Annotated in this window: 19 protein-coding genes, 1 rRNA gene and 1 pseudogene; 9 read left to right on the top strand and 12 right to left on the bottom strand. The window is 50.9% G+C overall.

The features are described from left to right. Window positions 1–110, top strand: a 5S ribosomal RNA gene (gene rrf, locus ACZ6J2_RS20205); the annotation flags it as partial. A 99-nt stretch (window positions 111–209) separates the two neighbouring features. On the opposite strand, the gene mobB is transcribed toward rrf, so the two are convergent. Next, a complete protein-coding gene (gene mobB, locus ACZ6J2_RS20200) occupies window positions 210–713 on the bottom strand; it encodes a molybdopterin-guanine dinucleotide biosynthesis protein MobB (RefSeq protein WP_471726528.1) in 504 nt (167 codons plus the stop codon). Then, window positions 710–1,294, bottom strand: a complete 585-nt coding sequence (mobA, locus tag ACZ6J2_RS20195) for a molybdenum cofactor guanylyltransferase MobA (RefSeq protein ID WP_471726527.1) — start codon at window positions 1,292–1,294, stop codon at window positions 710–712. The genes mobB and mobA overlap by 4 nt, the downstream gene beginning before the upstream one ends. Before the next feature lie 68 nt (window positions 1,295–1,362). Between mobA and ACZ6J2_RS20190 the strand changes: the two genes are divergently transcribed. From ACZ6J2_RS20190 to dsbA, 3 genes are all read left to right on the top strand, one after another. Continuing rightward, window positions 1,363–1,632, top strand: a complete 270-nt coding sequence (locus ACZ6J2_RS20190; RefSeq protein ID WP_008501866.1) for a YihD family protein — start codon at window positions 1,363–1,365, stop codon at window positions 1,630–1,632. Between the two features lie 75 nt (window positions 1,633–1,707). Next, window positions 1,708–2,694: a serine/threonine protein kinase gene (locus ACZ6J2_RS20185; RefSeq protein ID WP_471726526.1), complete on the top strand. Its 987-nt coding sequence runs from the start codon at window positions 1,708–1,710 to the stop codon at window positions 2,692–2,694. A gap of 27 nt (window positions 2,695–2,721) precedes the next feature. Then, a complete protein-coding gene (gene dsbA, locus ACZ6J2_RS20180; protein WP_109846461.1) occupies window positions 2,722–3,345 on the top strand; it encodes a thiol:disulfide interchange protein DsbA in 624 nt (207 codons plus the stop codon). Window positions 3,346–3,368: 23 nt separating this feature from the next. Here dsbA and ACZ6J2_RS20175 read toward each other — a convergent pair whose 3' ends face one another. Then, entirely contained in the window at window positions 3,369–4,277 is a 909-nt protein-coding gene (locus ACZ6J2_RS20175; RefSeq protein ID WP_471726525.1) for an acyltransferase, read from the bottom strand. A gap of 440 nt (window positions 4,278–4,717) precedes the next feature. On the opposite strand from ACZ6J2_RS20175, the pseudogene polA reads away from it, so the two are divergent. Then, window positions 4,718–7,509, top strand: a pseudogene (gene polA / locus ACZ6J2_RS20170) (DNA polymerase I). A gap of 166 nt (window positions 7,510–7,675) precedes the next feature. Next, on the top strand, window positions 7,676–7,723 hold the full coding sequence (gene spfP / locus ACZ6J2_RS20165) for a small protein SpfP (protein ID WP_071892919.1): 48 nt from the start codon (window positions 7,676–7,678) through the stop codon (window positions 7,721–7,723). 96 nt (window positions 7,724–7,819) lie between these two features. Here the strand turns inward: spfP and yihA are convergent, their stop codons facing one another. Further along, window positions 7,820–8,449, bottom strand: a complete 630-nt coding sequence (yihA, locus tag ACZ6J2_RS20160) for a ribosome biogenesis GTP-binding protein YihA/YsxC (RefSeq protein WP_029741470.1) — start codon at window positions 8,447–8,449, stop codon at window positions 7,820–7,822. A 577-nt stretch (window positions 8,450–9,026) separates the two neighbouring features. Here yihA and yihI point away from each other — a divergent pair. Continuing rightward, complete coding sequence (yihI, locus tag ACZ6J2_RS20155; protein WP_032644299.1) at window positions 9,027–9,542, top strand: Der GTPase-activating protein YihI; 516 nt, start codon at window positions 9,027–9,029, stop codon at window positions 9,540–9,542. 188 nt (window positions 9,543–9,730) lie between these two features. Further along, window positions 9,731–11,104: an oxygen-independent coproporphyrinogen III oxidase gene (gene hemN / locus ACZ6J2_RS20150; protein WP_471726524.1), complete on the top strand. Its 1,374-nt coding sequence runs from the start codon at window positions 9,731–9,733 to the stop codon at window positions 11,102–11,104. A gap of 72 nt (window positions 11,105–11,176) precedes the next feature. Here hemN and ACZ6J2_RS20145 read toward each other — a convergent pair whose 3' ends face one another. The 4 genes from ACZ6J2_RS20145 to glnA form a co-directional block, all read right to left on the bottom strand. Next, entirely contained in the window at window positions 11,177–11,287 is a 111-nt protein-coding gene (locus ACZ6J2_RS20145; RefSeq protein WP_023333898.1) for a YshB family small membrane protein, read from the bottom strand. A gap of 111 nt (window positions 11,288–11,398) precedes the next feature. Further along, window positions 11,399–12,811 carry a nitrogen regulation protein NR(I) gene (gene glnG / locus ACZ6J2_RS20140; RefSeq protein WP_023309765.1) on the bottom strand — a complete coding sequence of 471 codons (1,413 nt, stop codon included), beginning with the start codon at window positions 12,809–12,811 and terminating at the stop codon, window positions 11,399–11,401. A gap of 11 nt (window positions 12,812–12,822) precedes the next feature. Beyond that, window positions 12,823–13,872: a nitrogen regulation protein NR(II) gene (gene glnL / locus ACZ6J2_RS20135; RefSeq protein WP_008501857.1), complete on the bottom strand. Its 1,050-nt coding sequence runs from the start codon at window positions 13,870–13,872 to the stop codon at window positions 12,823–12,825. A 171-nt stretch (window positions 13,873–14,043) separates the two neighbouring features. Further along, entirely contained in the window at window positions 14,044–15,453 is a 1,410-nt protein-coding gene (glnA, locus tag ACZ6J2_RS20130; RefSeq protein ID WP_023309763.1) for a glutamate--ammonia ligase, read from the bottom strand. A 378-nt stretch (window positions 15,454–15,831) separates the two neighbouring features. Here glnA and typA point away from each other — a divergent pair, with 378 nt between their 5' ends. Beyond that, window positions 15,832–17,655, top strand: a complete 1,824-nt coding sequence (gene typA / locus ACZ6J2_RS20125; protein WP_023309762.1) for a ribosome-dependent GTPase TypA — start codon at window positions 15,832–15,834, stop codon at window positions 17,653–17,655. A gap of 155 nt (window positions 17,656–17,810) precedes the next feature. On the opposite strand, the gene ACZ6J2_RS20120 is transcribed toward typA, so the two are convergent. The 4 genes from ACZ6J2_RS20120 to ACZ6J2_RS20105 all read right to left on the bottom strand — a co-directional run bounded on the left by ACZ6J2_RS20120 (window position 17,811) and on the right by ACZ6J2_RS20105 (window position 22,326). Then, a complete protein-coding gene (locus ACZ6J2_RS20120; RefSeq protein ID WP_471726523.1) occupies window positions 17,811–19,928 on the bottom strand; it encodes a peptidase domain-containing ABC transporter in 2,118 nt (705 codons plus the stop codon). Then, window positions 19,921–21,195, bottom strand: a complete 1,275-nt coding sequence (locus ACZ6J2_RS20115) for an HlyD family secretion protein (RefSeq protein ID WP_045888496.1) — start codon at window positions 21,193–21,195, stop codon at window positions 19,921–19,923. Before ACZ6J2_RS20115 ends, ACZ6J2_RS20120 begins: the two co-directional genes overlap by 8 nt. 61 nt (window positions 21,196–21,256) lie before the next feature. Beyond that, a complete protein-coding gene (locus ACZ6J2_RS20110; RefSeq protein WP_471726522.1) occupies window positions 21,257–21,547 on the bottom strand; it encodes a hypothetical protein in 291 nt (96 codons plus the stop codon). Between the two features lie 2 nt (window positions 21,548–21,549). Continuing rightward, window positions 21,550–22,326 (bottom strand): hypothetical protein, encoded by a 777-nt coding sequence (locus tag ACZ6J2_RS20105; protein WP_471726521.1) that lies wholly within the window; start codon window positions 22,324–22,326, stop codon window positions 21,550–21,552. Between the last annotated feature and the right edge of the window lie 344 nt (window positions 22,327–22,670).

Below are 22,670 nucleotides of genomic sequence, written 5' to 3'. Positions count from 1 at the left end.
GGCTTTAGCGCGGTGGTCCCACCTGACCCCATGCCGAACTCAGAAGTGAAACGCCGTAGCGCCGATGGTAGTGTGGGGTCTCCCCATGTGAGAGTAGGGAACTGCCAGGCATCAAATAAGTGAAGAGGCCATCCGCAAGGATGGCCTTTTTGCGTTTAAGCACTTCAGAAATTTGTAGGCCGGGTAGGGCGAAACCGCTCCCCGGCAAGTCAGATCGCACTCCACTCCACAATAAACTCCGCAATCCCATCCACATCATTTAAATCCAGCATTGGAACTTCAAGCGGCAATACAACATCACTGGCCACCGCAATCACATGCTCATCCAGCGTTAATTCGCTGAAATCATGCCCGACATCGCTTCTGAACAGTAGTATCTTAGGCACGGCCTCATGCTTAAATCCCTCGACCAGCACCAGATCCAGCGTGGCGTGATCCATCCGGCTGACCAGATAAGCGAGATCCAGCGGTGCCTCATCCGGCGTTTCTGTCATCAGCGCCCAGCGTTGAGTACTTGCCACCATCGTTTGCGCTGCACCCGCTTTACGCAACTCATAGCTATCTTTGCCCGGTCTATCGACATCCATATTATGATGGGTGTGCTTAATCAATCCTGGACGGATACCTCTGGCACAAAGCGCAGGAATGAGCTTTTTCAGCAGCGTGGTTTTTCCGGTCCCACTCCAGGCGGAAATGGCGACAACAGGTATCATTTTTTCTCCTGCATCATCTGCAAATCTTCAGGCGTATTCACATTCACAAAAGCTGATTTTAAATCGCTAAAATCAACGGGATGACCACCAGACTCGCGCATAAAAGCCATCACCCTGCGCTCTCCCGCAGCCAGATAGGACTGCAGGGCTGGCGCCAGGGATCGGTGCATCAGTGCGATAGCAGGATGATCACGCTCGCCGTCATGTACCCAAACCACAGGAGCCGTACCCCGAAGCAGCAACAAACGTTCGACAAGACAGGACGGAATAAACGGGGTATCGCAGGGACAGAAGATAAACCACTCTCCTTGAGACTGTTGCATGACCGAAAGCATCCCGGCCAGCGGTCCCGGGTAATCCTCAAGGATATCCTGGTAAACGGCATACCCGCTGAGCTGGTAAGTGTCGATATGCCGGTTAGCACTGATGACCATTGTCGACACCTGGCCTGCGAGCGTATCAGCGACACATTGCCATAAGGGTTTACCGTTCAGGCGTTGAAGCCCCTTATCTTTTCCCCCCATTCGCGTCGCTCTGCCACCTGCCAGAACGACCCCAATGATTTCCTGGCTAAGATTCACGAATATCGCCTCTTTTATTGTGGGATTGACCCTGCTAACGTGTCACTCTAAATGAAAGGAGCACCACCATGAAATGTAAACGTCTGAATGAAGTTATTGAACTCCTCCAGCCCGCCTGGCAAAAAGAGCCAGAGCTAAATCTGATGCAATTTTTACAGAAACTGGCGAAAGAGTCAGGTTTTGACGGCGATCTGGCAGACCTTTCTGACGACATCCTGATCTATCACCTTAAAATGCGTGACTCTGCCAAAGATGCTGTTATTCCTGGTATTCAGAAAGATTATGAGGAAGATTTTAAGACCGCATTACTGCGCGCCCGAGGCGTAATTAAAGAGTAAAAGCTTGTAAGCGGCGGCACCGAAATCGCCACAAGATGATATCCTGAATCATTCGTATAATTTCCGGATGATCGGATGAACGACCAGGCTTTTACTTTCCAGACATTACACCCGGACACCATTATGGATGCCCTGTTTGAACAGGGTATTCGGGTGGATTCCGGGCTAACACCGTTAAACAGCTACGAAAACCGCGTCTATCAATTTCAGGACGAGGATCGTCAGCGCTTCGTCGTAAAATTCTATCGTCCAGAACGCTGGTCCGCAGAACAAATTCAGGAAGAGCATCAGTTTGCTCACGATCTGCTGAATGACGATGTTCCCGTTGCCGCACCGCTAAAATTCAATAACCAAACGCTCCTCACGCACGAAGGGTTTTACTACGCTGTATTCCCGAGCCTGGGTGGCCGCCAGTTTGAAGCGGATAATATCGATCAGATGGAGTGGGTTGCCCGCTATCTTGGGCGCATACACCAGACGGGACGCAAAAAAGCCTTTATTGCCCGCCCGACTATCGGGATTCAGGAATACCTTCTTGAGCCGCGGGGAATATTCGAAACGTCTGCCATGATCCCCACTGCGTTAAAGGATGATTTCCTCAACGCCACCGATAAGCTCATTGCTGCTGTTAAAACCTGCTGGCGTGACGATATTTCCGTCCTGCGCCTGCATGGCGATTGTCATGCAGGAAATATCCTCTGGCGTGATGGCCCGCTGTTTGTCGATCTCGATGATGCGCGTATGGGGCCAGCGGTTCAGGACCTGTGGATGCTGCTCAATGGTGATAAAGCCGAGCAACGCATGCAGCTTGAAACGATTATTGAAGCTTATGAAGAATTTAGCCCGTTTAATTCAGACGAAATTGGCCTGATTGAGCCTTTACGTGCGATGCGTTTTGTTTATTATCTCGCATGGTTAATCAGGCGTTGGGACGATCCCGCATTTCCCCGGAATTTCCCGTGGCTTACCGGAGAGGATTACTGGCGTAGCCAGATATCTACATTTACTGAGCAGGTCAAGGTTCTTCAGGAACCCCCTCTGCAATTAACGCCGATGTATTAATTGGACACACCCAGGAGAGAGTTAATCATGAAAAAAATTTGGCTGGCGCTGGCAGGTATGATTCTGGCATTTAGCGCTTCTGCTGCGCAGTTTACCGACGGCAAACAGTACACCACGCTGGACAAACCGGTCGCTGGCGAGCCACAGGTTCTGGAGTTCTTCTCGTTCTATTGCCCGCACTGCTATCAGTTCGAGCAGGTTCTACATGTTTCTGACAACGTGAAGAAAAAGCTGCCAGAAGGCACCAAAATGACCAAGTACCACGTCGAGTTCCTGGGCCCATTGGGTAAAGACCTGACCCAGGCGTGGGCGGTCGCGATGGCACTGGGCGTGGAAGATAAGATCACTGCGCCAATGTTTGAAGCCGTACAGAAAACCCAGACCGTTCAGACCACTGCGGATATCCGTAAAGTGTTCGTTGATGCCGGCGTGAAAGGGGAAGAGTATGACGCAGCATGGAACAGCTTTGTGGTGAAATCTCTGGTTGCTCAGCAGGAAAAAGCGGCTGCTGACCTCCAGCTTCAGGGCGTTCCGGCGATGTTTGTTAACGGCAAATACCAGCTGAACATGCAGGGCATGGACACCAGCAGCATGGATATCTTCGTACAGCAGTATGCTGATACCGTGAAATACCTGGTTGAGAAGAAGTAATTTCGCTGATGTAAAAACGCCGGTCACTGACCGGCGTTTTTGTATGAAGATTTAATATTGTCTATCTGTTCGTCTTTCTCTTTCCAGAGCGTATTAAGCCACTGCTGGAAACGACGCTTGAAATTCTTATCGTTAACGTAATCACCGTGCAGCCCGGCATCTATCGGAACCAGATCGACACGCACAACAATGCGCGTCAGTTTGCCGCTGAGCATATCGAAGAACGGCGTCTTATCGTTTTCCGGATAGCAGAGCGTGACGTTCAGGAGTTTATCGAACTGTGATCCCAGCACGTTAAGCGCCATCGCAATACCCGCAGCCTTTGGCGGCAGCAAGTGCTGGTAAGGGGAGCGAGTTTGTTGATGCTTCTCTTCCGTAAACCGGGAGCCTTCAACAAAGTTCACGATGGTCGTAGGATGCGCGCGAAACTTTTCGCAGGAACGGCGCGTGGTCTCCACATCTTTGCCGCGACGCTCGGGATGACGAATCAAATAGCTGCGCGAATAGCGTTTCATAAACGGCATATCAAGTGCCCAGCAGGCCAGCCCGATAAAAGGCACCCAGGCGAGCTGCTGTTTCAGAAAATATTTGTTCATCGGGATGTGTTTGCGAAAAAGTACGCATAACACCACGATGTCCGCCCAGCTGTGGTGATTGCAGATCAGCAGATACCAGTTCTTCTTGTTAAGGCTCTCCAGCCCTTTGATATCCCACTTCAGATGCGGGTTCAGGCACAGGAGGATCGCCAGTCCTTCGCACCAGCAGTACATCATGAAGTTACAAAATGCGGACACGGCTCGCCACACCATGGGAACAGGCAGCAGCAGTTTAACGATCCCGGCGATAATGATCGGCACAGAGCAGGCGACAGTCACCAGGATAGTTAAAATGATGCTTAACAGTAATGTTATTGCTGCGAGCAATCTCGGCATGATGAGCTTTTTCAGGTAGTTAGCTGTAAGTGAGCGGTCGGCTATGCGACGCCGGACGCTGATTTTACCAGAAAACTGACAAATTAATGGCGCTTTGACGTGATGATTTGGCCGCTTTTACCCTGTCGCACACGATTTCTCTGTGATTGCGCGCTTAACAAGGCTTATATCCACATAGACTAAATTGCCATCAGTTGACCATATAGATAAGATCTAATGCTATAACAGCATGATAATTAAGATCTAAAATTTAACGCATATGTATTTTTTACGTCTGTTATTCATATGAAGTGAAAATATACACAAACTTATCCACAGTTTGATTTTTGCGAGCGATCCTCACGATCGCAAAATCTTTTCCTGTATCTGGCGCTAATACCTGATGTTTTCATCCTTCTGTGGCATCCTTTACCCATAAATTGATTAAAGGCACGGACATTATGGTTCAGATCCCAGAAAACCCTCTTATTCTCGTCGATGGCTCTTCTTACCTGTATCGGGCATATCATGCGTTTCCTCCTCTGACCAATAGCGCAGGGGAACCCACCGGCGCAATGTACGGCGTGCTGAACATGCTGCGCAGCCTGATCCTTCAGTATCAGCCAACCCATGCGGCTGTGGTCTTTGATGCGAAAGGTAAAACTTTCCGCGACGAGCTTTTTGAGCATTACAAATCTCACCGTCCGCCAATGCCTGACGATCTGCGCGCGCAGATTGAGCCGCTGCACACCATGGTAAAAGCGATGGGGCTGCCGCTGCTGGCCGTCTCTGGCGTTGAAGCCGATGACGTCATCGGTACGCTGGCGCGTGAAGCAGAAAAGATGGGTCGTCCTGTGCTGATCAGCACCGGTGATAAAGATATGGCGCAGCTGGTGACGCCAGGCATCACCCTGATTAACACCATGACCAACACCATTCTGGGGCCAGAAGAAGTGGTCACAAAGTACGGCGTGCCGCCTGAGCTGATTATCGACTTCCTCGCGTTGATGGGCGACTCCTCGGATAACATCCCGGGTGTCCCTGGCGTCGGTGAAAAAACCGCGCAGGCGCTGCTCCAGGGGCTGGGTGGTCTGGATACGCTCTACGCGGAGTCAGACAAAATCGCCGGGCTCTCCTTCCGTGGTGCAAAAACCATGGCCGGAAAACTGGAAGAGAATAAAGAGGTGGCTTATCTCTCCTATAAGCTGGCCACAATCAAAACCGATGTCGAACTGGAGCTGGGTTGTGAGCAGCTTGAAGTGCAACAGCCTTCCGCTGACGATCTGCTGAGCCTGTTTAAGAAATTCGAATTCAAGCGCTGGACCGCTGACGTGGAAGCCGGTAAATGGCTACAGGCAAAAGGGGCTAAACCTGCTGCAAAGCCGAAGGAGACGATCGTCGTTGACGCAGAAGAGCAGGCGGAAGAAGAAGCCGTGGCGCTTTCCTTCGACAACTACGAAACCATTCTTGAAGAGTCACAGCTGATCGCCTGGATCGAGAAACTGAAAAAGGCGCCCGTCTTTGCCTTTGATACCGAAACAGACAGCCTCGATAACATCTCTGCCAATATGGTTGGCCTGTCATTTGCGACAGAGCCGGGTATTGCCGCCTACGTTCCCGTGGCGCACGATTACCTGGATGCGCCGGAGCAGATCTCCCGTGAACGCGTGCTTGAGCTGCTGAAGCCGATACTGGAAGACGAAAAGGCGCTCAAGGTTGGGCAAAACCTCAAGTACGACCGCGGCATTCTGCAAAACTACGGCATTGAACTGCGCGGGATTGCCTTCGACACCATGCTTGAATCCTACATTCTGGACAGCGTCGCGGGCCGCCATGATATGGATTCCTTATCTGACCGCTGGCTCAAGCACAAAACGATCACCTTTGAAGAGATTGCCGGTAAAGGGAAAAATCAGCTCACGTTTAACCAGATTGCTCTGGAAGAAGCGGGGCGCTACGCGGCGGAAGACGCAGATGTCACGCTACAGCTGCACCTGAAGATGTGGCCAAAACTGCAGAAACATGAAGGTCCGCTGAACGTGTTCCAGCATATCGAGATGCCGCTGGTGCCCGTGCTGTCCCGCATTGAACGCAACGGCGTGAAAATCGACCCAACGGTGCTGCATAACCACTCCGGGGAGCTGGCGCAGCGTCTGACCGAGCTCGAGCAAAAAGCGCATGAGCTTGCAGGCGAGCCGTTTAACCTCTCTTCGCCGAAGCAGCTGCAAACCATTCTGTTTGAAAAGCAGGGCATCAAGCCGCTGAAGAAAACTCCTGGCGCGCGCCGTCAACCTCTGAAGAGGTGCTGGAAGAGCTGGCGCTGGATTACCCGCTGCCAAAAGTGATTCTGCAGTACCGTGGCCTCGCGAAGCTGAAGTCTACCTACACCGACAAGCTCCCGCTGATGATCAACCCGAAAACGGGTCGTGTGCACACGTCGTACCATCAGGCTGTCGCGGCGACCGGTCGTCTCTCATCAACCGATCCCAACCTGCAGAACATCCCAGTACGTAACGAAGAAGGCCGCCGTATTCGCCAGGCTTTCATCGCACCAGAGGATTATCTGATTGTCTCTGCTGACTACTCGCAAATTGAGCTGCGTATTATGGCGCATCTGTCCCGCGACAAAGGTCTGCTGACCGCGTTTGCCGAAGGGAAGGACATCCACCGGGCAACCGCGGCGGAAGTCTTCGGCTTGCCGCTGGACAGCGTGACCAACGAACAGCGCCGCAGTGCTAAGGCGATCAACTTCGGTCTGATTTACGGCATGAGCGCATTTGGTCTTTCGCGCCAGCTCAACATTCCGCGCAAAGAGTCGCAGAAGTATATGGATCTCTACTTCGAGCGTTATCCGGGCGTGCTGGAATATATGGAACGCACCCGCGCGCAGGCGAAGGAAAAAGGTTACGTCGAAACCCTGGATGGCCGCCGTCTCTACTTACCGGACATCAAATCCAGCAACGCGGCGCGTCGCGCTGGCGCAGAGCGTGCGGCGATCAACGCCCCGATGCAGGGTACCGCGGCGGACATTATTAAGCGTGCAATGATCGCCGTTGATACCTGGCTGGAAGAAGAGAAACCTCGCGTGAAAATGATCATGCAGGTACACGATGAACTGGTATTTGAAGTGCATAAAGACGACCTCGACGCCGTGTCGAAGAAGATCCACGAATTGATGGAAAGCAGTATGACGCTCGACGTGCCGTTGCTGGTGGAAGTGGGAAGTGGCGAAAACTGGGATCAGGCTCACTAACGGCTCTTCGCATAACGCGCTTTTTATGTAAGTTTGCAACATAACAACGCGCGTTTTGTGACAATCATTAGAATTCCCTATGTAAAGAATGAAAAAAAACTACAAAAAGTGCTTTTTCTGCAGCACAAAAAGGGGTAGAGTTGTCGGCGTAGGGTACAGAGGTAAGATGTTCTATCTTTCAGACCTTTTACTTCACGTAATCGGATTTGGCTGAATATTTTAGCCGCCCCAGTCAGTAATGACTGGGGCGTTTTTTATTGCGTCAAAGAAAAATTCAGGCAAAAAAACGCGGCTATCGCCGCGCTCGGTATTACTCTTCTTCCGCTTCCGTCGCGGGTTCCAGCTCGCTAAACCAGGTGTCGAGTTTCTGACGCAGCTTGTCCACGCCCAGCTTTTTCAGCGAGGAGAACGGCTCAACCTGCACATCACCGTTGAATGCCAACACCGCTTCGCGAACCATATTCACCTGCGCTTTACGCGCGCCGCTCGCCAGCTTATCGGCTTTCGTCAGCAGCACCAGCACGGCGATATCGCTTGCTACAGCCCAGTCGATCATCTGCTGATCCAGATCTTTCAGGGGATGGCGAATATCCATCAGCACCACCAGACCTTTCAGGCACAGGCGTTTTTCCAGGTATTCACCCAGCGCACGCTGCCACTTGATTTTCATCTCTTCCGGTACCTGCGCGTAACCGTAGCCCGGTAAGTCGACCAGGCGTTTGCCCTCTGCGACTTCAAACAGGTTGATCAGCTGGGTACGGCCAGGTGTTTTTGAGGTACGCGCCAGGCTCTTCTGATTGGTCAGCGTATTCAGGGCGCTGGATTTCCCCGCATTGGAGCGGCCAGCAAATGCCACTTCAATACCGGTATCAGACGGAAGGTGGCGAATATCGGGCGCACTGGTGACAAAATGCGTCTGTTGGTAGTTCCAGGTAGTCACGTGGTCGTCTCCAAAATCGTAATCTGAAGGGGATTATACCCGAATGCAGGCAAAAGGCTTTTCTGATTGCTATGAGCTGTAGGCGAATGCCACAACCGGTGTGAGAGATCGGCCAGTGATGCTATGGGAGATTTCAGAGAATTCGCAGGCATCAAAAAAGCCAAACTGTTTTAAATCATAAGCTTATTTCCGGGTAATTGTCTGAAAATCCCCTTTTGTACCGTTTCGTTGCTTGTTAGTTTACCGGAACAAGGTAAAGTGTGCGTCAGGGCGAGGAAGCCAACAGGAAATCGACTTAAGGATTAGGGTCAGGAGCGCCAGGAGGCGAAGACGCAGGATTGTCAGGATGACCAGCGCCTGGAGGCGTTTTAAAAGGAAATGGAACCGTATCACGGACGGTATTAGCCAAGGGATAAACAGGGTTTGTTGTTGGCAAACACGGAATGTCTGACCCGCTAAGGGTTGTGAGTCAGGAAAAAAGGCGACAGATTGCTCTGTCGCCTTTTTTCTTTGCTTGCTTTCTGCTAGATTTCGCCGCAATTCTATACTGAAGAAAACGACTTAAAGATAAAACATCATGAAAAAACCAACCTCCGCTGCGGGCGCGAAACGCCCCGCAAAAGCACGCCGCAAAACGCGCGAAGAACTGAACCAGGAAGCGCGCGATCGCAAACGCGACAAAAAACATCGCGGTCACGCTGCGGGTAGCCGTGCCAACGGTGGTGGTGCAGCGGGTGCTTCTGCAAAAGGCAAACAGCAGAAAGACCCTCGTATCGGCAGTAAAACTCCCATTCCACTGGGCGTGACAGACACCCCGGTCACTAAGCAGCACAAACCAAAGAGCGAGAAACCTATGCTTTCACCGCAGGCTGAGCTGGATTTGCTGGAGAACGATGAGCGCCTGGACGCGCTGCTGGAACGTCTTGAAGAGGGTGAAACCCTGACCGCTGAAGAGCAGTCATGGGTGGATGCCAAACTGGATCGTATCGATGAACTGATGCAGAAGCTGGGCCTGTCATACGACGATGACGAAGATGAAGAAGAAGACGAGAAGCAGGAAGATATGATGCGTCTTCTGAAGGGTGGAAACTAACATTTGCACCCGGCAGGCACGATAGTCCTGCTTATAACCCTTCCGGTTATATGTTATCTGGTGTGGTTATTCGTTAAACTACGGCGGTTGTCGCGGCGACAGAAGTGGCTGCGCACCCGAATGATGGCCCGCGATGGGGCCAGAACGGGCCGCCGTATACGAACGCGACACCAACGGAAGGAGTGAGCATGTCAGCACCAACTATCGACTGGGATTTGGCCCTAATCCAGAAATATAACTATTCCGGGCCGCGTTATACGTCATACCCCACCGCGCTGGAGTTTTCCGATGCTTTCGGCGAGGCTGATTTCCAGCAGGCTGTCGCGCGCTATCCTGAGCGTCCGCTGTCGCTCTACGTCCATATTCCGTTCTGCCACAAGCTGTGTTACTTCTGCGGCTGCAATAAAATCGTTACCCGTCAGCAGCACAAAGCCGACCAATATCTTGATGCGCTCGGACAAGAAATTGTCCATCGCGCGCCGCTGTTTGCTGGCCGTCACGTCAGCCAGCTGCACTGGGGCGGCGGGACGCCAACCTATCTGAATAAAGCGCAAATAAGCCGCCTGATGACCCTGCTGCGCGGCAATTTCAGTTTTAACGCCGACGCTGAAATCTCGATCGAAGTCGATCCGCGTGAAATTGAGCTGGATGTACTGGATCACTTACGCGCCGAAGGCTTCAATCGTCTGAGCATGGGCGTGCAGGATTTCAATAAAGAGGTTCAGCGTCTGGTGAACCGCGAGCAGGACGAAGAATTTATCTTTGCCTTACTCAATCACGCACGTGAGATTGGTTTCACCTCGACCAATATTGACCTGATATACGGCCTGCCAAAGCAAACGCCGGAAAGCTTCGCCTTCACCCTGAAGCGCGTGGCCGAACTCAACCCGGACCGCCTGAGCGTCTTTAACTATGCGCATCTGCCGACGCTCTTTGCCGCTCAGCGCAAGATCAAAGATGCAGATCTTCCTTCTGCCCAGCAGAAGCTGGATATCCTGCAGGAAACCATCACCTCGCTGACCGAAACCGGCTATCAGTTTATCGGCATGGATCACTTTGCCCGTCCGGACGACGAGCTGGCCATTGCCCAGCGCGAAGGGGTACTGCACCGCAACTTCCAGGGTTATACCACCCAGGGCGATACCGATCTGCTCGGCATGGGCGTCTCTGCCATCAGCATGATTGGTGACTGCTACGCGCAGAACCAGAAAGAGCTGAAGCTTTACTATCAGCAGGTTGATGAAACGGGCAACGCGCTGTGGCGCGGCATTGCGTTAACGCGTGACGACTGCATCCGGCGCGATGTGATTAAGGCGCTAATCTGCAACTTCCGTCTCGATTTCAGCGACGTTGAGTCGCAGTGGGATCTGCGCTTCAGCGATTATTTTGCGGAAGACCTGAAGCTGATTGCACCGCTGGCGAAAGACGGGCTGGTGGATGTGTCGGAGAGTTCAATTGAGGTCACGCCGAAAGGGCGTCTGTTGATCCGTAACATCTGCATGTGCTTTGACGCGTATCTGCGTCAGAAAGCGCGACTGCAGCAGTTCTCGCGGGTGATTTAAGGCGCATTGCCAAAAGCACTAAACGTAGGCCGGGTAAGGCGAAGCTGCCACCCGGCTTTTACGTTCAACTCGCTAGCTAAACAGCCCAACCAGCGCCGCACACAACATAGCCGCAACGGCTGTTTGTGGCGTGTGGCTTTCAGCGGCTCCGCTAGAGAGCATATTCACGATTGTTTCCAGCATGATGTTCACCCCCAATTTCCGGGCACGATCATACAAAACTCATCGTAACAGTAAAGCGCAAAATAACGGCAATTTGCGCTCAATTAATAACCTTTACACAGCGGCGTGCGATCACTCCATTCCCAGCTCTTTAAGCTTGCGCGTCAGGGTATTACGTCCCCATCCCAGCAGGCGAGCGGCTTCCTGCTTATGACCCTGCGTATGACGAAGCGCGGTAGTTAACAGCGTACGCTCCATCTCCGGCTGAGCTTCAGACAGCAGGTTTTGATGACCGGAACGCAGCGCGCGGTCGGCCCACTGCGCCAGCAGCGTCGCCCAGCTGTCCGGCAGCGCGTGCCCGGTACTGCTTTCAGGCGCGGTCGCTTCAAACAGCTCGGCCGGTAAATCCTGAATCAGCACTTCCTGCCCGGCGGCCATCACGGTTAACCAGCGGCAGGTGTTTTCCAGCTGACGCACGTTGCCCGGCCACGCCAGACGCGTCAGAGCGGCATCGGTTTCCGGATGAAGCTGCTTGGCTTCCACGCCCAGCTCACGAGCGGCTACCTGCAGGAAATGGCGTGCCAGGCGGGGAATATCTTCCCGACGCTCACGCAGCGGCGGCAGATGAACGCGGATGACGTTTAGACGGTGGAATAAATCCTCACGGAATTTTCCTTCCTGCACGCGTTGTTCCAGGTTCTGATGGGTCGCGGCGATAATACGTACGTCCACCTTCACCGGCGCATAGCCGCCCACGCGATAAAACTGCCCGTCGGCCAGCACGCGCAGCAGGCGGGTCTGGACATCCAGCGGCATATCGCCGATCTCATCCAGGAACAGCGTGCCGCCGTCCGCCTGTTCAAACCGCCCCTGGCGAATGGTATTGGCGCCGGTAAATGCCCCTTTTTCATGGCCGAACAGTTCGGACTCAATCAAATCCTTCGGGATCGCCGCCATATTCAGGGCGATGAACGGCGCTTTTGCCCGCGGGCTGTGGCGGTGCAATGCATGTGCCACAAGCTCTTTACCGGTTCCCGACTCACCGTTAATCAATACGCTGATGGACGAGCGGGACAAACGACCAATAATGCGAAACACGTCCTGCATCGCCGGCGCTTCGCCGATGATGTCTGTGGTTGGCCCAAAATCGGGCGCGTGGCGCGGCTGTTGCTGCTCCTGATAATGGCTAATCGCGCGCTCAACCAGTGCCACCGCTTCGTCGATATCAAACGGTTTGGGCAGGTAATCAAACGCCCCTTGCTGATAGGCGCTCACCGCGGCATCCAGATCGGAGTGCGCGGTCATTATGATGACCGGAAGCATCGGGTGGCGTTGTTTGATCTGCTTTAACAGCGCCAGCCCGTCCATGCCCGGCATACGGATATCCGAAAGCAGAACATCTGGCGTTTTGGTGGTGAGTGCGTCGAGCACTTCGCTGCCGCTCTCAAACGTCGTGCAGCTTAATCCCGCCCCTGTGAGCGCGCGTTCAAGCACCCAACGGATGGAGCTATCGTCATCGACTACCCAGACTATCCCTCGTTGCATAAACGTCACCTTTATTTTTTAATCGGCAGGAAAACCGAAAACTCGGTATGTCCCGGCCAACTGGTAAATTCAATTTTCCCGGAGTGTTGATCGATCAAACTGCGGGCAATGGATAAGCCCAGGCCGGTCCCGCCTTCGCGACCGCTTACCATCGGGTAGAACAGGGTGTCCTGTAAATGCGATGGAATGCCGGGCCCGTTATCCTCAACGTCAATTCGGGCGGCCAGCCGGTAGCGCACGCCGTGTAACGTGAGCTGGAAGGCGGTGCGGGTGCGTAAAATAATCTCCCCCCCTTCAGGTCCCAGCGCCTGCAGGGCATTACGCACAATATTCAACAGGACCTGCTCAATCTGGTCCGGGTCATGGGCCAGTTCCGGCAGGCTTGGGTCGTAATCACGTACCAGCGTGACGTTCTCCGGCAGCTCCATTGAGACGAGCTTCACCACACGCTCAGCCACTTTATGGATACTTTCAGTGACGTGCATTCCCGGCTGCTGTGGCCCAAGAAGACGGTCTACCAGATTCCGCAGACGGTCCGCCTGCTCAATGATGACGTTGGTATACTCCGCCAGCGCGGGATCGGGCAGCGCCTTGGTCAGAAGCTGTGCCGCGCCGCGTAATCCACCCAGCGGGTTTTTGATTTCATGCGCCAGACCGCGCACCAGGTCACGGGCGGCAATCTGCTGCGCATGCTGAAGCTGCTCCTGGCTCAGTCGACGCTGATTATCCATCGGCGCCATTTCCAGCAGGATCAGACCTTCGGGAAGACGTTGCGCGGTTAGCGACAGAATGTGCGAGCGCCCGTCGATCACCAGCGTCACTTCGTTATCGGTAAACCCCTGGCCGGCCTGCAAACTTTCCTGCATCAGGCCAATATTCAGTGAAAAATAGCTCAGGAGTTCAGGAAGCGGGGTGCCGAACAGTTTACGTGCGCTTTGGGCGAGCAGCTGCTGCGCCGCCGGGTTGGCGTAATGAACGGCCAGCTCGTCATCGACCAGCAATATGCTGTTAATCAAAGAATTGAGGATCTGCCCAGCATCGGGCAGCGTGCCAGTTGCCATTCAGCAGTCTCCTGGAGTCGTTTGCACTAATTTAGTGCAGTATAGCGTTTTCGGCGTAAAAAGCGCGTGAGATCAGGTTGTTGGTGGAGAAAAAAGCCCATCCGGAGATGGGCTAAAAGTTTCCACGGCAACTACCCCCGGCGCTTATCACGCCGGGTAAAACAACTTTAATTAAACGCTGTAGTACAGCTCGAACTCTACCGGGTGTGGCGTCATACGCACGCGGTCGTTCTCTTCCATACGCAGGGCGATGTAAGCATCGATAGCGTCGTCAGTGAATACGCCACCTGCAGTCAGGAACTCGCGGTCTGCGTCCAGCGCCTGCAGGGCTTCTTCCAGAGAGCCAGCAACCTGTGGGATCTCTTTCGCTTCTTCTGGCGGCAGGTCGTACAGGTTTTTGTCCATCGCTTCGCCCGGGTGGATCTTGTTCTTGATACCGTCCAGACCGGCCATCAGCAGTGCTGCGAAGCACAGGTATGGGTTAGCCGCTGGGTCCGGGAAGCGAACTTCGATACGACGTGCTTTAGGAGAAGCCACCACCGGAATACGGATAGAAGCAGAACGGTTACGTGCAGAGTAGGCCAGCATCACTGGCGCTTCGTAGCCCGGGACCAGACGCTTGTAGGAGTTCGTGGTTGGGTTCGCCAGGGCATTGATCGCTTTAGCGTGTTTGATAACACCACCGATGTAATACAGCGCCTGCTCGGACAGACCGGCATATTTGTCGCCAGAGAACAGGTTGGTACCGTTCTTGGACAGAGACATATGGCAGTGCATACCGGAACCGTTATCGCCAAACATTGGTTTTGGCATGAAGGTCGCGGTTTTACCGAAACGGTGCGCAACGTTGTGCACAACGTATTTGTAGATCTGAATTTCGTCCGCTTTTTTGGTCATGGTGTTGAAGCGGGTTGCCACTTCGTTCTGACCAGCAGTCGCCACTTCGTGGTGGTGAGCTTCAACAACCAGGCCCATCTCTTCCATCACCAGACACATGGTGGAACGGATGTCCTGTGCAGAGTCGACCGGAGGAACCGGGAAGTAACCGCCTTTCACGCCAGGACGGTGACCTTTGTTACCGCCTTCGTATTTTGTGGAAGAGTTCCATGCACCTTCGATGTCGTCGATAGCCACGTGGGAGCCGGAAATAGAGGCACCGAAGCGGATGTCATCGAACAGGAAGAATTCTGGCTCTGGCCCGAACAGAACGGTGTCTGCGATGCCGGTAGAACGCAGGTACTCTTCAGCGCGTTTCGCGATAGAACGTGGGTCGCGGTCGTAGCCCTGCAGCGTGCCTGGCTCGAGGATGTCGCAACGGATGATCAGGGTTGGTTCTTCGAAGAATGGATCAATGACCGCAGTGGTCGCATCTGGCATCAGAACCATGTCGGATTCGTTAATGCCTTTCCAGCCACCAATGGAGGAGCCGTCAAACATTTTGCCTTCTTCAAAGAATTCGGCGTTCACCTGATGAGCAGGGATTGTGACGTGCTGTTCTTTACCTTTGGTATCGGTGAAGCGCAGATCAACAAACTTCACTTCATGTTCGTTCAGCATCGTCAAAACGTGTTCAGCGGACATACTTAACTCTCCAGATTGGTCATTGTCGTCGTGGTAACGAGGTCTTCAATTTCTGTTTGTACTGGCTGGTGCCATGTATTTTTTATAAAGCGAAATCTGTGCCAACTTTTAAATCACCCCAAAAAGGCGTTATCATGCGCACCATAGTGCAAAAGGGCTGCACCACAATGGATTTGTTGCACCAGTATAGTGCTTCAATGTGAACATTGAGCACCATATTGGTGCAATTTACGTTAAAGTGCCCTTTTACCGCTCCGTGAAAGCGATCACAAAGCATCTCTGCAATACTTGTTTGCGGGGGATGTTTGTGATCCTGTTTTGTAGTGCGATTAATCCGTGTACAATAACGCGCTATTTCTAAATGCCTGAGGCAAAGTTGTGATCGAAAATTTGCGTAACATCGCCATCATCGCGCACGTAGACCATGGTAAAACTACCCTGGTTGACAAGCTGCTGCAGCAATCCGGTACGTTTGATGCGCGTGCCGAAACCCAAGAACGCGTGATGGACTCCAACGATTTGGAGAAAGAGCGTGGGATTACCATCCTCGCGAAAAACACCGCGATTAAATGGAATGACTACCGTATCAACATCGTTGATACCCCAGGGCACGCCGACTTCGGTGGTGAAGTTGAACGTGTAATGTCCATGGTAGACTCCGTTCTGCTGGTCGTTGACGCAATGGATGGCCCAATGCCACAGACGCGCTTCGTGACCAAAAAAGCTTTTGCCCATGGTCTGAAGCCAATCGTTGTTATCAACAAAGTTGACCGCCCTGGCGCGCGTCCTGACTGGGTTGTTGACCAGGTCTTCGACCTGTTCGTTAACCTCGACGCGACCGACGAGCAGCTGGACTTCCCTATCGTTTACGCATCTGCGCTGAACGGTATCGCAGGTCTGGACCACGAAGACATGGCTGAAGACATGACCCCGCTGTATCAGGCGATTGTTGACCGTGTTCCTGCGCCAAACGTCGATCTCGACGGCACCCTGCAGATGCAGATCTCTCAGCTCGACTACAACAACTACGTTGGCGTAATCGGCATTGGTCGTATCAAGCGCGGTAAAGTGAAGCCTAACCAGCAGGTTACTATCATCGATAGCGAAGGCAAAACCCGTAACGGTAAAGTCGGTAAAGTACTGACTCACCTGGGTCTTGAGCGTATCGAGAGTGACGTTGCGGAAGCGGGCGACATCATCGCTATCACCGGTCTGGGTGAACTGAACATCTCCGACACCATCTGCGATCCGCAGAACGTCGAAGCGCTGCCAGCCCTGTCCGTTGATGAACCAACCGTATCCATGTTCTTCAACGTCAACACCTCTCCGTTCTGTGGTAAAGAAGGTAAATTCGTTACCTCTCGTCAGATCCTTGACCGCCTGAACAAAGAGCTGGTGCACAATGTTGCGCTGCGCGTTGAAGAAACCGAAGATGCTGATGCATTCCGCGTTTCTGGTCGTGGTGAGCTGCACCTGTCTGTTCTGATTGAGAACATGCGTCGTGAAGGTTTCGAAATGGCGGTTTCCCGTCCGAAAGTAATCTTCCGCGAGATCGACGGCCGTAAACAAGAGCCGTTCGAAAACGTAACGCTGGACGTTGAAGAGCAGCACCAGGGTTCTGTGATGCAGGCTCTGGGTGAGCGTAAAGGCGACCTGAAAAACATGAATCCAGATGGCAAAGGCCGCGTACGTCTCGACTACGTGATCCCAAGCCGTGGTCTGATCGGCTTCCGTTCAGAGTTCATGACCATGACCTCCGGTACCGGTCTGCTGTACTCCACCTTCAGCCACTACGACGACGTTCGTCCGGGCGAAGTGGGCCAGCGTAACAACGGCGTGCTGATCTCCAACGGTCAGGGTAAAGCGGTTGCGTTTGCGCTGTTCGGTCTGCAGGATCGCGGTAAGCTGTTCCTGGGTCACGGTGCTGAAGTTTACGAAGGCCAGATCATCGGTATTCACAGTCGTTCTAACGACCTGACCGTAAACTGCCTGACCGGTAAGAAACTGACCAACATGCGTGCGTCCGGTACTGACGAAGCAACGGTTCTGGTTCCACCGATCAAGATGACGCTGGAGCAGGCTCTGGAATTCATTGATGATGACGAACTGGTAGAAGTGACTCCACAGTCAATTCGTATCCGTAAACGTCACCTGACCGAGAACGATCGTAAACGTGCTATGCGCGGTGCGAAAGAAGAGTAATACGGTCAATCCGTAGGCCGGGTAAGCGTGAGCGCCACCCGGCAACTAAAAAGCCGCTGATCTCTCAGCGGCTTTTTTATTCGATGATCGCCAGAATTCTTCATTACCTGGGGCGTTATGTCCCGAAGCTATCTCTTTCCTGCGAAATTCACGGATTAGGGTAACTCTGCTCCATTTATCACGAACACCCGATCTGCCGATGCAATCGTGGTTTCGCGATGCGCGATAATAATCCTGGTGATGTTCATCTCCTGTATAGACTGATTGACCTGACTTTCACTGGTTTTATCAAGGTGGCTGGTCGCCTCGTCCATGAATAAAATACCCGGTTTGCGGTATAATGCCCGGGCAATATAAATCCGCTGTTTTTGACCCCCGGACAACCCTTCCCCAAGTTCACCAATCAGTGTCTCGTAACCCATTGGTAGCTTTAAAATGTCATTATGAATATGGCTTGCGATGGCGCATTGCACCATCCACTGCTCGTCAATGTCAGGTCGAAAACCGGCGATATTCTCTTTGATAGAGCCTGAAAACAACTTATCTTCCTGCATGATACAGGCAATGCGTTCAGCATAATGCTCAAAACCAAGTTGCTTAATATCAATGCCATTAATTCGGACGCAGCCGTTCGACGGTTCGAATAAACCGCACAACACTTTCATCAAGGTGCTTTTACCTGCACCCGATACGCCCGTAATAGCAATACTCTCCCCGGCATGAATGGTCAGATTCAGTTTGCTGAATATAGGGTCCGCATGGTTATCATAACGGTAGGTCAGATCCTGAGTTTCGAGCGTTAAGGCTCCGTGTGGTAAACGCAGCGGGCTGGTGGCCGTTGAAGAAGATGCTTCCTGCAGCGCAATATCGGCAACGCGTTCATTATGTAAGTTGATGAGCTTCAGCTGAATGATAAAGTTGATCAGGGCATTTATTCGGTCATAGAACTGACTCCTGAAGGTATTAAACGCGATAAACATACCGATGGTTAAATGACTATCCATCATCAGCCTGCCGCTAACCCACAGGATAACAATTTGGTCGCAGGCAGCGATAAAAGAGACGACACCACCAAAGAAGAGATCCATTCGCGTCAAACGAATGCCGGTATTGACCTTATCTGAAAAAAGATTAAACCAGTTATTAATTCTCAGGTCAGTCATCCCCTGAATCTTAATCGTCGCGATACCGTACAGGGTTTCCATAAAATAAGAATTAAGACGTGCTTCCTTGATTAACTCTTCTTCGGATAACTGGCGATAGTATCGATAGGTAGCAAACCGAATGAAGGTGTATATTGCGGTAAAAGAGACCACTATCATGCTGAGCTGAAGGTTGTATAAAAACATCATTACCAGCAAACCCATGAGCATTAGCGTATCAATAATGCTACCAGTTAAACCTGTGGTAAAAGTGGCCCGTATAGCATCAAGCGAGTGGAAACGAGACTGAATGTCTCCCAGTTTGCGTCTTTCAAAATAGGTGGTTGGTAGCTTAATAAGGTGAGAAAAGAGGCTAAAACTCCATTGGACGTCGATGAGTGTTCCCAGTATCAGCGTGCTCCAGGAGCGTATGACACTGACCGTCAAACGTAACAGAATCAGAATAAACAGCCCAAGACAGATGATATTAAGTAAACCGTAATCTCCGGATGCAATGACATTATCCGTGACTAATTGTGTTCCCACAGGCAACAGCAGGCTGATTAACTCAATCACCAGCGATAAGAAAAATATCTTCGCCAGTGATGTCATCAGTCCATTGACATTCTTTAATAATGTGGTGGCTTTTAACCTGTTTTGCTTCTTTTGAACTGAGAAAGTGGTTCCCGGCCATACCTCAAGCACAACACCAGTAAAATGTTGGGACAATTCAGGCATGCTAATCACCCGTCGTCCAAACGCAGGGTCGTGGATCACCGCGCTGTTCTTATCGACCTTAATTAGTACGACAAAATGGTTAAAATCCCAATGCAATATGCAGGGCTTACGCACGGCATGTAATTCCTGAAGGTCCACGGACAATGCGCGTGACGACATCTCCAGTTCACTGGCAATTGCTTTTATCGCATGGAGGTTGACCCCACGTGATGACAAATTGAATTGTTGCCGGAGTTGCAGTAGATCGACCTGCTTGCCATAAAAACTGCATATCATTGAAAGACAGGCCAGGCCACATTCGGACGCTTCAGTTTGAAAGACAACTGGGATGCGTTTAAATATCCTCAAATCCAACTTGCGCAGCAGCGTCTCAAGTGTATAAAGTTTATTCATTACCCGCGTCCGTTACGCTCATTTTCATTTCGTAAAAGGGCGATAATAACCACTCATAGATATGTCTCTTTTCAAGGAAAAGAGAAATCTGCGCTTTGGCTCCCTGGCTCAGTGAGAGTTGTTTTCCATGAACTTGCACAGACTGTAGGTCAGGTTTGATCATGATTTTGTACCAGGACTTTTTATCGTCATAGAATTCGTGTGCGATGGTCTGTTTTGACAGGAGTTCTGGCTTCGATGCCGGAAGCCTGGATATTGCTGATATTGATGCCCTGAACTGACCAAATTTTTCATAAGGAAAGGCGTCGTAACTGACATTAACGCGCTGGCCAATCGCCAGATAAGGAAGAACTTCATCGGGAACCCAGGTTTCGAGATAGCATGGTGAATGGATATTCTGCTGAACTCGCGCCAGTACATCGCCTGCGCCGATCATCTTACCTTGCGCCGTATTGATGGAGTCGATTAAGCCATCTGCTGTTGCCTCGATGACATAATTACCTTCCGCTTCTGTATTTAACTTTTCTTTTTCCAGCTCGTATTTTTGTTGCTCAAGCTGGTAAATCTGATGGTCATAATCGGCGCCCTGGGACTGGATCTGCTGATTGAGCGTATCGACCTGAACCTGGTCTTGTGATTTTCTGGCGACCAGGTCAGAAACATTGCTCTGCTGTTGATAGAGTAGTGCGTTTTGACTGCTCATCTGGTCTTTGGTGACCAGACCTTTTTCCTGATAACTACGGTAATCGTTAACGTTCTTCTCAATCTGATTCAGTTCCCGTTCAGCCTGCACGAGTAACCCAGATGAGGTATTAAAACTGGACTGATAATGATCTTTTTGAGTTGTTAGCGCAGCGAGAGTACGTTTTTTTGAAGCGTTCAAATTTGCCATCATTACGCTGATACTGTTTATCTGTAGCGCGATCTCCTTTTTTTTATTTTCATCAACCAGGCCTGATTGCGTCGATACACCCGAATGAATGAGAAAGAGGGCGTCACCTTTTTTTACGCGATCGCCTTCATTAACAAAACTCTTCACGACTGTACCCTGCATTGATGCAGAGATATTCACTGAGCCAGGGAAAGTGGTTACCTCACCGTGAACGATGACGCGACGGGTATAGGAACCTTTGGTAATAAAAATAGAAATGGAAGCAATAAAAACAATGCTGAGCAATATGATAAAAGCAAAAGGGATGCCCGGCAGAAGAACGGCTTTCCCTTCCCACCGGGTACTCTGATATTCAATAGCTTCCTTGCGAAACATATCTGGTCTCTTGCAGGGTGGAAATAGCCGCTAAATATCAGCGGCTATGAGTTATAATGATTCAGGAATTAATGTCTACCGTGATCATTACCCTGGCGGCCGCACCACCTTTCGAACCACCATTACCTTTTGATGAACCACCGCTTTTACCACCAACGTTAACCGAGCAACCACCGCTAAAGGATGTGCTTTCAGAGTGAGAACCATCTTTATTAGTGGTGCTGGTGTGAGAATAGCTGCCATTACAACCAGCACTACCACCACCGAACATCCCACCAATCGCACTACCGATAGAACCCCACATTCCTGCGCCGCTGACGTTACTTAATTCACTTTCATTGAGTTCACGCATTATTAATGTTCCTTGCAATAGTGAGCAAAAGGTATACCCATAATATCCATAGACTTTTTCCATACCATTTCACCATCCGTGAATGAAATGTTTTTTACGCCAAAACGCGTAAAATCCTTTTCGCTGTACGTCGACAGACCTGTGTCTGGATCACCAATATTTTCTTTTTGCCCGCAAAGTGGCATCATCCATGACACATTTATTTCTCTGTAGAATGCTTTATCCGTTTTTCTTATTTCTGAGAAAATGCGATCTGTTATCGTTGTGTCTGTATTGATTTCTCCATTAACTGTAGTTGTTAACTTATTGTCATCAGAATTAGGTGACCCATGGAAACCAATAATCGAACCATAGTTGATGATTTTGTTTTTTGCCGCTGGGAAAAGATAGTTAGCACATGAAGAAAGGCATAATCGCCTGACCTCAATGTTAATTTCTTTATCATGAATAATTCGTGCTATATTGATTGCAGTTTCGACATCGCCGCCACCACTGTTTATCGATATTGTTCTGACAGGGATAAGGTTTTTTTTGATAAGTCCCACAATGATTTTGTCATCATCTTTGGATATGTTTCCGTCGATATATAACGTATCAAAAACGAGGTGGGTTGAAGATTTTGGTTCAAGCCCTTGCTTCACAATTAATTGGCTAGAGAGTTGATATAAAATATCTCTGCTGGCTTTTTTAAATTGGTAGGCATTGTATGAATAAATAGCGAATGCGCAGTGTATTGCTATTAAAACGGCACTGAGGACGTATCCCTTTTTAATCTTCACGAAAGTGCAGCTCCATGTGTAAAGTAATGTAAAGTTAGCATTATAAAAAAGAAGATAAATAGAGTATTTGTATCTAAATGTAAATTTAAGTAAAGTGGACTTGTTGCAATTTCTCGCAAAGCCGCGAGAAATGGGGTTGCCATGGCAAAAACTGGGGGAATATGGTGATGAGAAAAAGTTTATGGAAGCGTTTTTCTATAATTTTTTGCAAAATGAACTAAAAAGTATATCTTCGTAAAAACGCACTTAAATAAAACTCATCCCAGCCTATCGCCCGAAAGCCAATATCATCTTCCTGGGCTAAATTTTTGTTCTTCATACTGCTCCCTCTCAGCTGAATCTCG

The sequence above is a fragment of the Enterobacter sp. E14S genome, assembly GCF_055666685.1.
The sequence above is the reverse complement of the archived record's forward strand: the minus strand, read 5'-3'. Positions and strand labels throughout refer to the sequence as shown.